Origin of the sequence: Ureaplasma diversum NCTC 246, from assembly GCF_000731915.1 — a bacterium.
GTDB lineage: Bacteria > Bacillota_I > Bacilli_A > Mycoplasmatales > Mycoplasmoidaceae > Ureaplasma > Ureaplasma diversum.
This window is the reverse complement of the sequence record NZ_JFDP01000038.1, coordinates 1-15,493: the sequence shown is the minus strand read 5'-3', so window position 1 is coordinate 15,493 and position 15,493 is coordinate 1. Positions and strand designations below refer to the sequence as shown.

11 protein-coding genes are annotated in these 15,493 nt (G+C 29.8%); 9 read left to right on the top strand and 2 right to left on the bottom strand.

What is annotated here, in order from left to right; all coding sequences use genetic code 4:
- The first annotated feature begins 297 nt into the window (after nucleotides 1–297).
- From UDIV_RS01625 to mip, 9 genes are all read left to right on the top strand, one after another.
- Nucleotides 298–1,776 carry an MSC_0624 family F1-like ATPase-associated membrane protein gene (locus UDIV_RS01625; protein ID WP_156021865.1) on the top strand — a complete coding sequence of 493 codons (1,479 nt, stop codon included), beginning with the start codon at nucleotides 298–300 and terminating at the stop codon, nucleotides 1,774–1,776.
- A 2-nt stretch (nucleotides 1,777–1,778) separates the two neighbouring features.
- The gene (locus tag UDIV_RS01620) at nucleotides 1,779–2,321 is read left to right on the top strand and encodes a DUF2714 domain-containing protein (protein ID WP_051749415.1); all 543 of its coding nucleotides are present in this window, start codon (nucleotides 1,779–1,781) and stop codon (nucleotides 2,319–2,321) included.
- An 11-nt stretch (nucleotides 2,322–2,332) separates the two neighbouring features.
- Nucleotides 2,333–3,220 carry an MSC_0622 family F1-like ATPase gamma subunit gene (locus tag UDIV_RS01615; RefSeq protein ID WP_038102413.1) on the top strand — a complete coding sequence of 296 codons (888 nt, stop codon included), beginning with the start codon at nucleotides 2,333–2,335 and terminating at the stop codon, nucleotides 3,218–3,220.
- A 13-nt stretch (nucleotides 3,221–3,233) separates the two neighbouring features.
- Complete coding sequence (locus tag UDIV_RS01610) at nucleotides 3,234–3,731, top strand: MSC_0621 family F1-like ATPase epsilon subunit (protein ID WP_038102406.1); 498 nt, start codon at nucleotides 3,234–3,236, stop codon at nucleotides 3,729–3,731.
- Nucleotides 3,718–6,186, top strand: coding sequence for an MSC_0620 family F1-like ATPase-associated subunit (locus tag UDIV_RS01605; protein ID WP_038102403.1), 2,469 nt, complete (start codon nucleotides 3,718–3,720; stop codon nucleotides 6,184–6,186). The genes UDIV_RS01610 and UDIV_RS01605 overlap by 14 nt, the downstream gene beginning before the upstream one ends.
- 2 nt (nucleotides 6,187–6,188) lie before the next feature.
- The gene (locus tag UDIV_RS01600; RefSeq protein ID WP_038102393.1) at nucleotides 6,189–7,712 is read left to right on the top strand and encodes an MSC_0619 family F1-like ATPase alpha subunit; all 1,524 of its coding nucleotides are present in this window, start codon (nucleotides 6,189–6,191) and stop codon (nucleotides 7,710–7,712) included.
- Nucleotides 7,713–7,714: 2 nt separating this feature from the next.
- The gene (locus tag UDIV_RS01595; RefSeq protein ID WP_081847805.1) at nucleotides 7,715–9,187 is read left to right on the top strand and encodes an MSC_0618 family F1-like ATPase beta subunit; all 1,473 of its coding nucleotides are present in this window, start codon (nucleotides 7,715–7,717) and stop codon (nucleotides 9,185–9,187) included.
- A 111-nt stretch (nucleotides 9,188–9,298) separates the two neighbouring features.
- A complete protein-coding gene (locus UDIV_RS01590) occupies nucleotides 9,299–11,461 on the top strand; it encodes a putative immunoglobulin-blocking virulence protein (protein ID WP_038102391.1) in 2,163 nt (720 codons plus the stop codon).
- Nucleotides 11,462–11,481: 20 nt separating this feature from the next.
- Nucleotides 11,482–13,935: an Ig-specific serine endopeptidase MIP gene (gene mip, locus UDIV_RS01585; protein WP_051749413.1), complete on the top strand. Its 2,454-nt coding sequence runs from the start codon at nucleotides 11,482–11,484 to the stop codon at nucleotides 13,933–13,935.
- Between the two features lie 78 nt (nucleotides 13,936–14,013).
- Here mip and UDIV_RS01580 read toward each other — a convergent pair whose 3' ends face one another.
- A complete protein-coding gene (locus tag UDIV_RS01580; RefSeq protein ID WP_038102390.1) occupies nucleotides 14,014–14,928 on the bottom strand; it encodes a GA module-containing protein in 915 nt (304 codons plus the stop codon).
- Nucleotides 14,929–15,060: 132 nt separating this feature from the next.
- The gene (locus tag UDIV_RS01575) at nucleotides 15,061–15,405 is read right to left on the bottom strand and encodes a hypothetical protein (RefSeq protein ID WP_038102389.1); all 345 of its coding nucleotides are present in this window, start codon (nucleotides 15,403–15,405) and stop codon (nucleotides 15,061–15,063) included.
- Nucleotides 15,406–15,493: the final 88 nt, after the last annotated feature.

The window sequence follows — 15,493 nt, the reverse complement described above, 5'->3', positions numbered from 1 at the left end:
AGAATATAAATTCATTTAGAACATAGAAAACAAAAACAAAAAATTTGTTATTTTGTTTAACACTTATTAAATTTTATTGTTAAAATAGTATGCTAAAAAGAGCCATAAACCATTTTAAGGGCTAAAATTAAATAATAATTAGGAATCTTATTTATTTAATAAATAACAAGGATGATCCTTTTTATAGCCTTAATTAAGTGTTGTTTATGTACCAAAATATTATTTACTAAAGGATGAAAAAAGCAAACAGATACATATAATAATCTAGTTAAAAATTGTTTGTTTAAAATAATGTTTATGCGTTTATTAGAAATTAAAAAGAGCTCCTTCTTTTGAGGGAAGCGATCAAAAGATAAGCTTTGTTCACAAATCTTGCGGATCGCTTTAATACTCTTCTATCTGGCCGCTTCAGTTGCAGTGGTCTTCACCTTAGATTCGTATTTTTTTAAGGGTCAATCAATCGGACTTGAAAGAGTATTAGTTCAAAGTCCAAATTCAGTGTATTATGCAGGAGTGGCTTTTATAACTAATGCTTCATTCTTGCTGGGTGCAATGTTTGCAGGAGTTTATGGAGCATTTAAGCTTTTAAGTAAGCACGAATGGAACTTACGACCAGTTGCTCCATTCTTAGCTTTATTTATTGCAATTGCAATTGGTAATTTAGCTGCATACTTCTTAGTTGATCATGTAGCTAAAGGTACAAACGGAAGCTTTATATTGCAATCATCTTGAAAAACAGCTTATATCATTGCTTGACAAATAATTTTAGTTTATCTAGTTTGAATTACTTACTATTTTGCTATTTATCGTCGAACAAAAGGACACGACTTAAAATTCATTAAAGCTCAAGGTTATTACATTATAAGTCTTGTAGCAATTGGTGTATTGTTAGCAATTGGAGTTGGGATCTTTACAGGTATTGTATTCCATCCAAGTAATCGTGGTAATGTGCTTAACTTAGAAAGAAATGCTGTTATCATTGGATTTGAACAATTCGGAGCAAGAATTCACGAATCACTATATGCTTTCTACACTTTCTTAATCATCATTGGTTTAGTTGGATTATTATCTTTATCAATCTTACCTAAACTATTTATGTATAAAGAAACAAGAGCTATTCTTGAAGATAAAACTCATATTTGAGCATTAGCTTATACTATCTTCTTAGCAACATTTGCTTACTTCTCTTCAATTGCTTTTGGTGAATTTAAAGTTAATGAGTTTGGTGCAACACAACAGTTTGCTAGTTTATGAGGAATGTTAGTTGTTGGTGTGATTTTAATTGGATTATATGCTACAGCTAACTTTGCTCCATTCACATCTTATTTAAGAAGCAAATATGGTTTTGAGCTTTTATTTGGAACTGTTTCATTAGTTTGATTATTTACAATTTGTTTATCAACATTTAATGATAATCAATCAGAAAATTTCAAGGTTCTATTTATTGGAGCGATTAGTACAATTCTAATCGTTGGAATATTTGTATTTAAAAACCCACAAATAGTGACTTATCAAAAAGTGATCTTATCAATCTTCTTAGCATTAATTGCTTTTGTGTTAATGATTAATGCTTACAACCACCACTTAGAGATGCATGCCCTAAGTAGAGGAGGATCAAGACGAAGTGTTGATTATGACTTACCACTTTTAACTAAAACATATATTCCGATTTTAATTTATTTCTCTACTTACTTAATTGTTGCAACAAGTCTAAAATTAAGTACAGTCTTAAAAAATAAATGAATCATTGGTGCTAACAAGAAGGAGAATAACTAATTATGACTTCACGTAAAGAAGCTGCAAAACTTAACAGAGACAATAGAACTGTTGAAACTTCAAACCATGGCATGAAAAGTGCTTATGACAAATATGAACAATTAATCCAACAAGATAACTTTATTTCAGCAAACGCTTTATTAGCAACAAGTTTATTAGATGCTAATTTAGCATATGACTCAAACGAAGCTAAAACCTTTGTTTTAAACCTTAAAAAAGGTGTTGAAAACAAATTAGATATTGTATTTAAATACTTCATTATTACTTGAACACGAAATTTAAGATATAGCTTAAAACGTTTAATTCCTAGTTTATCTCAAAAAGAAAGTGTTAATTCTGATGCTCTTAACTTTGTATCAGCTAAGAACTCAGCTTCATTAGATAGTTTATTAAATGCTTTAAATAATGCTATTAATCAATATTTAATTAAAGAACATAGACCAGTTGAAATCGTTGATGGAATTATTCTTTATGTTTCAGTTGAAACAAAGAGTTTAAAAGTTGCTTTTAGTGAAAACATTGTTAAACCAAGTGAAACTGAATAAGGTTAAAGCTTATGAACCTAAAAACCAAAAAAGAAAAATTAGAGAATTATATTAAACTGAACGACATTGTTAACTTAAACTGAAGTATTTCATTAATTGAAATTAACCGGTTAATGAACAAAACTAATAAAGCAAGTTTACATGTTGACTTAAATTCTCGTCTTATTAATGTGCTAAGTACATTAGGAATTGAAATTGCTAATCTACATGCTGTTAACAAACATTGATTTTCGAAAAAAAGCAAAAAACGACCACTTAAAACACTTTGGATTTATCCAACATCTGATGAAAAATATACAACTGCCTTTTTTACAGCTGTTGAAGAAGAAATCTTAGCTTCAATTCAACCCCAAGATGAAATGGTATGTATTGGTAAAAAAGCAATTGCTTTTGCTTTAAAGAACAACATCAAAACTTTAGTTAGTTATGAAAATGAATTAGATATTAACCAAATAGCTATTCAATTAAGTACAGTTCTTGGTAAACATATCAAAGACTTTGGTTATGATAATGTTTATTTTATGGTTAAAAACCAAGGACAAAAAGATTTAAAAACAGTTATTTTCCCAGTTGATAAAAACAATATCCAACTACCTGATAATGACTTAATTAAAACTGAACACCTTAAAAATGAAAAGTTATTTACTAAAGCTCTTTTCTATCCATCTGTTAAAGTCTTCTCTAAGAATATGTTAGTTAACTACTTCTATACATCAATTAACTTACTATTATTAGAATCATTATTTATTGTTTATAAAAACAAACTAATTAATGAAAACAAAACCCTAAAAGAATTAGAAGAAAAAATTAAGTATAACAAACGTGAAATCTTAAAGATTAAGCGTGAGTTAGAAATTGAAGAAATGAATCTGATTGAATCAGATAAATTAATTAAGTAAGGAGTCGCATTTTATGAGTTTATTTAAAAAACCAAATTTATTTAAAGCGACTGTTCACATTAACTATTTAAATACTTCAAAACAAATTAATAATGCTTTTGCTTTTGTAAACATTAATGAAGAAGATAGTTGAATCAATATTGATAGTAACTTTATTGCATGTAACCAAAACTCATTAATTAAAATTTATACACCAAAACATGAATACTATTTATTTGTTCCATCAGCTTTAATCTATAGTGATCAACAAAGTAATATCTATATTAATATGGTAAGTAAACCAGTTTGACTTGTAGCTGATAAAAGACATAAGGATGTTATAACTAATAAAGCTCATGAACAAGTTAAGCAAGCAATGGAACAACTTGATATGATTGCTGCTAAATTAGATTATGAATTTAATTTCAACAATGTCTATGAATACGAAAAAACACTTAATTTAATATATGAAGCTAGATTAAAAGGTGTTTTATGTTTAATTGAAAGGGAGCTTGAGCATGAAAAAAACTAAAAAACAAGTTGTTGGTGCAATTAGTGTTGTTGCAATATCAACTACTATTATTAGTTCTGCAGCAATAGCAACCACAACAAAACAAGATAAAAAGTTAAGTTTAAATTCTCAACTTCACCAAGATCTAGGACCTGAACAACCAGCTAATCCAAACCCAACTCCAAATAATCCAGCTAACCCAAATCCTCCTAAAGAAAATAAGAAGATTGAAGATTCACAAATCCCAACTTATACTAAACAAGTTGATGATACTAAAGAAAAAGAATTAAAAAAGATTGTTGAAAATAGTCTTAAAAACTTTAAAGAACAAATTGATAAAACTTTAGAAAATGAACTATTAGACAATAATCAAAAATACAATACTATTTTCTATTTACACGAACTTCAAAAATACTTTAATGAGAAAGCAAAAGGGGATGAAGCTTACAAAGATCCTTCTAAATTTGGATTTCATGTAATTGCTCCATATTTAATTGCTAAGTTCAAAAAACTTAAAACTGGAAAAATTACATATAATGGCGAATCATATGATAATGTTCCTTGATCTGATAAAGAGAAATTCAACTATGAACCATTTGCTGAAAAGAAAGAGCAAACTGGTGAGTATGAAAATGATTATGGTGATCAAGAACGATTTAGCAAATTTGTTAATGCTTACTTTGAATCTTTAAGTAAAGAAATTACAAACATCATTAATCATGAAGATGATCAACCTAAACTTGATGTTGATTATAAGATTACACCAAAAGTTGATGAAAAGACAAACCGTTTCTATTTAGAAAACTCAGGACCAAGTGATTCAAACTATAAAGATTGACAAGATTGAATACAAAAGAAAATCGAAAAACGATTCCTTGCTTTTGATTTAAAACAAGCTCAAAAGATTATTGAACAAGAAAACCAAGAAGAACCACAACAAGATCCACTTGAAATTATTCCTGGTGAAACTGATATATCAGATCCAAATGGACAAACTTCTAAAGTTCCTGAATCATTTAACACAAAGGAGTTAAGAAATCAAAAACCTTGACTTCGTGCTGAATATGTTAATAAGAGTAATCAAGAAATTATTGATGCCTTTAATAATGAAGCAACTAAGAAAGATGTGTTCTTCTTTAAAAACGGAGCTCAAAGTAGAATTAGTTTAGAAGTAACTGAAGTTAAAGAACAAGGTGGTAATTTAGTTGCTAAAGTGCAATTGGTTGATAAAATCAAATCAAAAGCATCTGATATTCCAAGAACTGAAATATATGAAACTTCTATTTTCCAAATACCAGAACAATATAAAGATAAAAGAGCTTATTCACTTCTAACTTATCAATCAACACAATCATTAAATAATGTTTTTGATCGACTATCTCGTGATGGCTTAGGTATTAATTTAGATAGTTATGATATTACACAAACAACTGGATTAGTTAATCAAGTGCGTTTAGCAATGCGTAATATCTCAACTGGGGTTATTAAATTAATGTTCTCAAAGAGTTTTACACAAGCTCAAGATACATTTATTAGAAATGCTTATAAGGCTTTTGTGAATAATTCAATTTCACAAAACAGAGCAACAAACTCAGTTACAAACAACTCTAACATCTTACTTATTGAATATATTCGTGCTTCAAAAGTTAACCGTTTACCAATTCTTCAATATTTAACGGTTACATTAAACCTTAAAGCATCACACTTAAGAAGTAAGTTTATAAAACCACCTGAACCTAAAAAAGGTGAAAATAATAGAAATCAAGGGCAAGGGCAAAACCCAGCACCTAACCAACCACAAGCTCAAGGTGGAAATTCAGCAGCTCCAAAAGCAACAACTGAACAAAACAGCTTCTCAACACTACATCAAGACCAAACAGTTCCAAGTCCTGAATCAACTCAAGCAGCTGCACCAAAAGTTGATTCAAACCAACAAGTTCAACTTGATGTTAATAATGTAACTCTTGCATTTAATAAAGCTAACATTTCATTAATTAAGTTAACAAAACTATTTGATCGATTAACTATTATTAAGAATACAATGCAAGAAGATAGTGCTAAACGAAGCATTAACCCTATTACTTGATTTGATGCAATCTTAAATAAATCAACTGAACACTCAAACATTTTCTTAGCTTTATTTAGTGCACACCAAGATATTGCTAACTCATCACCAAACACTAACCAACCTGCTGCACCTAATAATGGTGGTTTAGTTACTAACCAACAAGATCAAACAACTGAACTTAGTCCAGAAACACAACCAACAAACAATCAACAACCAAGTGAAGTTGCTTTATCAAAACAAACAATTAGCTTATTATTAAACGAAATTGAAAAAATAGATCGTCCTTCTAAAACTGCAGTTGGTGTTTTTGCAGCCATCGGTAGCTTAGGAATTATCTTACTAATCGCTTTACTTGTTACATTCACTAAAACAGTGAGCCGTAACCGAAGAAATAAGGAGAAAATTTAATCATGGCCAAAAATCCAATTATTAGCTCAATTCATGATTATGTCATCTTAGCAATTGGTGCTTATGACTGAAAAGAAGGGCAATTTTTCACAGTAAAAGGTAAGCCAAAATCACGTGCTTATGTACTATCAGCTACAACTGATCAAGCTTACTTATTAATTGATACAGCTTCAAATGATTTTGAAATTAATGATGAATTAGTCGAAGACGAACAATTTGTATCTGCTAAAACATCAATGGAATTCTTTGGACACATTATTGATATTGATGGAAAATGTATTGATGATCCATCAGTTAATTTCAAAAACTTTATTAACCAAGATTCTAAAGTGTTCTCAATTGCAGAAGATATGATGCACAGAACACGTTTAAATGAACAATTAGCAACAGGGATTTTAAGTATTGATATTTTCAACCCTATTGGTTTAGGTCAACGGGAATTAATTATTGGTGACCGTCAAACTGGTAAAACACACATTGTTTTAAATGCAATCATTAACCAAAAAAGAACAAAAGTTAAATGTATTTATGTAAGTATTGGGCAAAAGCGTCAAAACCTTTCATATGTTTACAAAACACTAAAAGATCATGGTGCACTTGAAAACACAATTATTATTGAAGCACCTGTAACAAGTCCATTCCAACAATTCTTAGCTCCATATGTTGCAATGGCACATGCTGAAAACTTATGTTATGAACATGATGTATTAATTGTGTTTGATGACTTATCTAAACATGCAAGCATTTATCGTGAAATTGCTTTATTAACAAACAAACCAATTTCTAAAGAAGCTTATCCTGCTGATATTTTCTATGCTCACTCTCAACTATTAGAACGTAGTGGAAAATTTGTTGGTAAGAAATCAATTACAGCTTTACCAATTTTAAGAACAATTGATAATGATATTACTTCATTAATTGCTTCTAACATTATTTCTATTACTGATGGTCAAATTGTTACAAATGCTGGTTTATTTGCTGAAGGTAAGATTCCTGCAGTTGATGTGGATTTATCAGTTTCAAGAACTGGTTCATCTGTTCAATCAAAAACAATGGGACGAATCGCTTCTTCTCTTTCTAAGACATATCGTGCTTATCGTAAACAAACAAAATTATCAAAAATTAATTTTGATTTAAATAAAGAAACAACTGAATTACTTAAAAAGGGTGAACAAATCCAAAATATGTTAATCCAAAAAGGATTTAGTTACCAAGCAACTGATGCGATCTTATTATCTGCTAAGATCATTGAATGAGGACTTTTAAACAACTTATCAAGACCAGATTTAGCAATCAAATTCATTGATGCACTAGTTAGTGTTGATGCTCGTGCTAAAAAGATCTTTACTTCACTTATTAACAACAAACCAATTGATGATGCAATTGCTCGTGATTATATAGCAAATGCAGTCAACCAATACTTCAAATCAATTAATGTAAATGAAGTTATTGAAACAAAACTTGATTTTGTTAGCTTCAATGCTAATGAACTAAAAACTATTATTAGCAACATTAAGGAGATTTAATCATGACAGGAAAAATTACACAAATCTGAAATAATGTAGTTGAAGTTGCATTTGATAAAGTTAGTGGTGATAGTTTAAAGATTGATCACATTCTAACAATGCATGATAATAAAACAACTTTATTAATCAAAAGAATTCTTTCTAACCAAGTAGTTCGTGCTGTCATTGTTAGTGCTATTAAACAAATTACAGTGAATGAACCTGTAATTAACACTTATAAAACTTTACAAGTTCCTGTTGGTGATAATGCTAAGAATAAGGTTTTTGATATTCTTGGTAATCAAATTAACAAAGAAGTTAAAAGTGAACATGCTCCACTTTATGTGGATATGAACAGTTTAATTACTAAGCCTAAGAAATTAGATAGTGTTCAAAAGATTATTCCAACTGGAATTAAAGTAGTTGACTTCTTTACACCAATTGTTGAAGGTTATAAGCTTGGTATTTTTGGTGGTGCTGGGGTTGGTAAGACGGTTTTAATGAAGGAAATCATTTTCAACGCTGCTCGTCTTAAACAAAAAACAACACCAATCTTCATTGGTTCAGGAGAACGTAGCCGTGAAGGGTTAGAGTTATATGAAGAGCTTAAAGAATCTTCATTAATGAAAGATGCAATTATGTATGTATCACAAATGAACGAAACACCAGCTGCTCGGATGAGTATTGTTCCTTATGGAATTACAGCTGCTGAATATTTACGTGATACTAAAAAAGAAAATGTATTCTTATTTATTGATAACATCTACCGTTTTATTCAAGCAACAAACGAAGTTTCTTCTTCACTTGGTAAAAAGACATCAATTGGGGGATATCACTCAACACTTGATACAGATATCTCATTAGTTCAAGACCGTTTATATGTAAATGATAATGGATCAATTACATCATTCCAAACAGTATTCTTACCAATGGATGATTTAAGTGACCCTGCTGCTTTCTCTTTATTCTCACACTTAGATGGATCACTTGTTTTATCTCGTGAACAAATGGCTAAGAACATCTTCCCTGCATTTGATCCACTTGAATCTAATGCTAACTCTATTAACCCAAACATCATTGGGAACAAACACTATGAAGCAATTATTAAAGCAAAAGGAATTTTAAAGAAATTTAAAGACCTTGAAGATGTGCTTTTAGTATTAGGGATTGATGAACTCGATGCTGAAAGTAGAAGAGTTGTTAAAATTGCTTTACAACTTCAAAACTTCTTTACACAACGATTCTTTATGGCTGAAAACTTCACTAAAGAACCTGGTGTTTATGTAAATATGCAAGATACAATTGATTCTGTAATCAGAATTATTGATGGTGAATTTGTTAACCAACCAGCTGAACTATTCTCATTTATTGGTTCAACTTTAGATATGAAAACTGATAAAGAAATCGAAGCTGAAGCAATGGCTGCTATGAAAAAACAAAAACAAGCAGCAATGGATAATGAAATTAAAACTAAAAAAGGTTGAAGACGATCATAATTAATTATTAGGCAAAATTAGCACAGTAACGTTTTAGTTAAAGTGTTTAGTTTTGCTTTTGCTTATTTTATTCAACTATAATCTAATTCATAAAAGAAGGTGGTGAATGGGTTGAAATTAAAATATAAGATCTTAATTGGAACAGTATCTGCAGCTGCATTATTAGGAATTATAATCCCAATTGCCATTAAAATACCAGCAGATGGAATTCATAATGGTGTTGGTTTAAAAGGGGTTATTTATAAAACTAATCAAAGTCAACAACAAGATAGTATTAAAGAACAATTAAATGAAACTAATCCTAATTCATTAGCTGATCTATCTAATGCTAAAATAATTAATACAGATCCTAATCCAAAAGAAGAAAATCAAAAACAAGAAGAGAAAATAGTTATTAATCAAAATGATGAACAACTAAAAGCTCCAATTCTAGCTGAACAACCAATTAATCCATTTACACTTCCTGAAATTATTCAAGAAGAAGTAAAAGTTGATGGCTTTAGTACTAAAGCAAAAATTAGAAACCAACCAGAACGAATTCAATTCTTATCTGATCAAAAAAATAAGATCAGCAACCCTGATCAATATATATCAGATCATGTACCAAATGTTGTTGCTTTAGAATTAACTGATCAATTTAGTAAATACACAGCTAAAAAAGCAGCTTCTGAATTCAAACAAACTTTTAGTAGTATTGCCGAAGCTCTTAGAATTTTAGATGGTAGAAAACTAACAGAGTTCTTAGCTAAAGATACTAACTATTGAAACCGGTTATTTGCTCGTTTTACTGATTTATTTAACAGTCCTAATCTTAAAAATTTTTTAACTGATGAAGGATTAGCTAAATTTAATCAATTTAATCAACTACCACAACTAGAACGATTTGGTAAATACTTTGCTTATTTAGATACTAATAAGCTTAATGAACTAAGTGCAGATGCAAAAGCAAAACTTCAAAAGGGTGAAGTACTTGAATCAAGAAATCTTTATGTTGATTCAAAAGGGAGACTAAACTCATCAACCTTCACCCCTTTACCTGGTTTTAATAAAGTTATTGCTCGACTTGATTATGAAAACAAAAACAAACGGATCTTTAAACTTAAAGATATTTATAACAAAAAACCAGACAACATTCTAAATGGCGAGTATGATGGGTGAATTAAACGTGATGTTACCCAACAATATCTAACTAAAGGGATTAAAATCTTTGATGGAGTTAGTATTGCTGCATTAGCTGAACAATCATCTAATGCAGATCAAAAACAAGATAAATTAGTTGTTACATTTGATTTTTCTAACCCACAAACCAAAGCTAATGCTAAACAAACACTTTTATCATTAAAAGAAAACAACCAATTAGTAACTGGTTATCGAGTTATTAATATCTCTAATAGTTTAGAAGATACTAATGCTCTTAAAGAAGTTTTAGCTAACTTACCTGATAAAATCTTATTATTAGAATTGATTTTTAATCAAATTAATTCAACTGCTTTAGCTGCACTTGAAAACAAAAGCATTAGTGAATTAAGTTTATATACAACAAATCAAGATAAAGTAGTTGATTTTGCTATCAACCCCCTTTATTTAAGAAATGTTAGTTGAATCAATACTAATAACATTGGTAATGATTTAAACCAAATCAATAATAACTATAAACATATTGTTTTTAATACAATCACTTTTAATCAAGAAGATATTAATAAAAGTATTAAAAACTTCAATAATCCTTTATCAAGAATTAATTTAGGATTAAGAATGGCTTATTGAGTAAGAAACAATGAACCATTCTTCCAAGGTTTTAGAGGATCTGGAAAATATACAGATCATAATGAATTTGCTAATGGATATCCAAGTAACTTAGATTTATCAAACACTAATCTTAAAACCTTAGCAGGTTTAGAATTTGATGATAAAAAGAAATTAAGTAATGGTTTTAGATTATTACATTCACTTAAATTAGCTAATAATAGTGAACTCTATACTTTAAAAATAGAAGAGATGAACAATGCTTTATTTGCTAAGGTGATGAATTTAAACCCAAATCTATCTAATCCATCTACAATTACATTTAGTAATGGATTAGAAACTAAGATGATTAAACTTACTACAAACAATCCTAATCAAATCTTAAGTTCAGATGGAATTGCTAATTTAAAAACATTACTAAAAACAGCAACATCTAATTTTAATAATAAACCAATTATTGTAAGTAAAAATAGTGTTGCTTTAATAAAACAACTACAAGATCATAACATTGCTATTATGCAACAGTAGTTAGATTGGAAAATAATTGTATGAAACTAAGAAATAAAAAAATATTTGCTTTTTTAGCAGCTTCATTATCATTAGTTACAGTTGCAACAATTGCTGTAGCATGTAATGATGAACTTAAAAAGCATGATCCAAATCAAAAAGTTGAAAACAATAACGATCAAACAAAAGAAAAACAACAAGATAAAAATGAACTTAACAAGCTTCAAAATGGTAGTGGACAAGCTGAGGGTGAGAAAAGAGTATCTGTAGAGCCACAATTAGGAGAAGTAACTTCTAACACTTCTGATTCTATTTTAAATGATACAAAAAATATTAAAGTAAACTTTGATAGCTTTTCACAAAATGGAAATGCATCTATTGATCAAGTTTATGCTCACAGAACGAATGCAAACAACATTACAGTTAGTTTAACTGGAGCAAATGCAGATCAATTCGATGCTAAAGTAATCAATGTTCAGCACGAAATTAATAATGGAATGAACATTTCAAGTATTACAGGTAAACTAACTGCTTATGTGCAGATTTCTAGAAAAGGAAATCCAAATGATAATGTTGTTCGTAAAATCGAGTTACTTGGTTTTAAAACAACACAACGTGTTGAACATGCAGATGGTGGAATTGATGTAGGTGATGGATCTACTTTAAGTCAAAGCGACAGAGCTACATATTTACAATCTAGGGACACACAAAAACGATTTGAATATGATAATCCTGAATATGTTAATAGTTTAAAACGACAATATCCAGATGAAAGCTTAGGTCGCTCTTTAGAAAAGATCAACGTAAACGCTGATCAAATCAATAAATTTGATGAATTAGCTAAAAAACACCACCAAGATACTTATGATAATGCTCGTTTAAAAGGATTTAGTGTTCCAAGTTATAAAACTAATGGATCTGTTGATGGTCTTTCTGCTTTATTAACATCTGCTCGTGGTCAAGGACCATCTTGAGCTGATTCAGCAGGGCGAAATCAATACCAAATCAGTGGGTTAGCTCGTATTTTACCAAACAAAACTTATCTAAAAGCAGCAGAACAAACTTTTTCAATTAGATTTACTTTTAAAGATCCTAAATACCCTGATGATCCTAATAAATTAAGATGAATTGCAGGTACTGCTTGGGTTTTAGACTTTGAGAAAAAAGATGGTCAAAAATATCCAACTAAATGATATTTTGGTACAAATTTACACGTTGCTCATGAATTACAAAAAAATGATATTGTTGCAGTAACATTATCAAGAATTAATAAAGATGCACCGCTTCGTAAGAAATTTAAATGAGTTGCTTATGATGATAATTTTAAATCATTTAACTTCAAATATAAAAAAGAATTACAAGGTAAACAAAAAGAGAATTCTCCTATCAAAAATTTCTATTCAGCAGTTGACTTTTTACAAAAAGACCCTCAAGAATATTTAACTGCTGAACAAAAGGCTAAATTCCCTGATGCTAAGGAATTTTTAGATTTTGCTGTTATTGAAGCTGATTTTTCTCAATTCAAAGGTATGATCGACGTTGGATCTGCTAATAAACCTATTGAAACTAAATCTTCATCTGAAGAAGAATTATCAAATGTTATTCAAGATTTAACAAATGACTATGCAAATAGAACTGATCAACATATTAAATTCTTAGACAAGTCTTATTTAGCTGATTATTCAAAAATTAATTATCCTTTATCAGGCTTTGATAAGACTGAATATGCAACTAAAGGAGATCAATTGTTTGCGGTTGGTTATCCACGTTCAGATTTTGATTATTTCTTTAAAAAATACATTGATCCAGAATATGAAGATTTAGAAGGTAAAAAGAGTAACTTTAGTTTATGATTGAATGCAGACTCTCGACTATATGATCAATTAGAAAGTTATAATGAAGCAACTAACAAATATACTCTTGATGATGAAAAAGTACAAAGAGGAAACTTCTTATCTCAACAACTAGGTTATCGTACATTTACTAACCGTCCTGGGGTAATGGATGCATTTATTGGATTGCCTGCTCCTGGCAACAACAATCAATCACACGACCATAATTTATTTATTACACACGACGGTAAAAAACTGATTTCAATGGGATTACAATATATCCCAAGACACTATGCACCATATGGTGGTGCTTCAGGTTCTTCAATAAGAACTAAAGAAAATAAGATTGTAGGTGTATATCATACTTCTAACCTTCGAATCGGTACAGGGATTGCCGCAGCTTTAAGATCTGAAGGTTATGATTATGGTAACTTGTATGGCACTTATAAACTTCCACAATATGATTTAATCTATGGTGGTGGAGCAGATCAAAAGAAAGATAGTGGAGATTCTTCTTATCGTGATGCTTTAAAACAAGCATATAAAAGTAAAGGTGGTATTAAAACGAATCTATTCCCTAATGGTTTAGATGCTGATATTCCTCAAGAATATAAATTTGATTCTGCTAAAATAGTTGACGATTCTAAAACAAACACTCAATAATTAATTATTGATAAGAAAGAAATAAAAAACAGCCAGTTAAAAAGGCTGTTTTTTATTTAAGCATTAATGATATTTTGATTAAAGATTATCAACTTCATTACTTGGAGTTTTCAATAGATTAGTTTCTGTTACATCGTTTTCTAACCAAATCTTAGTTACTCTATATTTGCCTTTTTCATTTTCAGCACCATAAGCTTGATCAGATGAAATTTGGAAGATAACGTTAGAACCCTCGTTTTTTATAAATTTATGGAAAGTAAATGCATTCTCACCAACTTTAAATCGAGTTGCAAATTCAATCCCTTCGTTACCACCGATTTTATCTAAGTTAAACATAAGTCTTTTATCTTTTAACTTATCATATGTTTCTTTACTTGCCGTTAATTCAAGTCAGAAATATTTATCATTTCCGATAGTAAGTTTTGCAGAAGTGATTTGATCTTGTTTTATTTCATCAGCTTGCTTTTTAGCTTCTTCTTGAAGTTTCTTAGTATTAGCGTCTTTTGCTTCTTTTAAGATTTTTTCAACTTCATCTTTTTGTTCAACGGTTTTAATAGCTTCTATTTTTTGAACAAAAGTTGTACGTTCATTTTCTTCTAAAGCTTGTAGATTCTTAATTTCGTTAATAGCTTTTTGCTTAGCTTCTTCTAGTTTATCAGCAGCTTCTTTTGATTTCATCTTTTCATCATCTTTAGCTTGAGCTTCTTTAACTATATCTTCAATTTCGGTAATTTTATTTGTATCAGCGATTTTTTCAACTCTATCCTTGTATCCATTTCTTTCTTCATCAGATAAATTAGTTAAACCACTAATAGTAGCGTTTGCTTGTTCTTTCTTTGTTTTAAAAGCAGCTTCAGCTTCTTTTTTCTTAGCTTCCTCAGCTTCTTGTTCTTTCTTCTTTTTATCAGCTTCAGAATCTACATTATTAGAACCTTGATCTCCTTCTTCCTTTTTACCCGCATTATCAGGAGTTGCACCAGGTTCAGGATTCATAGGTGGTTGAGTTACTTTTGGTGCTTCACCATTTGTAGGTGGAGTTTGTTCATTTTTATCTTTAGAACCTGATTCACTACCAGAACCTGCACCTGATTTATCACCATCAGTTTTTGGATCTTTAGGTGTAGTTTATGGATTTGGTGCTGGAGTTGAAGAATCGCTTGGTGGCGTTGTTGTGTTATTTTTTGAACCTTGGTTTCCAGAGTTTGATGAATTCCCACTTCCTGGATTAGAATTAGTTGTTCCACCACTGTTTGAACCTTGACCAGTTGGATTTGTAGTGCTTCCACTTCCACTACCTGGGTTTGAAGATTCATTACCACCTGTTTGTGGCTGTTCTACTTTCTTTTCAGTGGGTTTAGCTGGTTTCGCCTTTGTTGGTGCACAAGCTGCAACTACTCCGATAACACTAACCCCTGCCATAATAGCACCAACAGATAATGCCAGTGCTTTTTTGTTTTTGAATTTACTCATATTTATAAATCCTTTGATAGTAAATTATGTCTAAAATTCCTTTTATCAAAGCTTGGATTTATTTGAAATATGAAGTGATTTTAGGAAC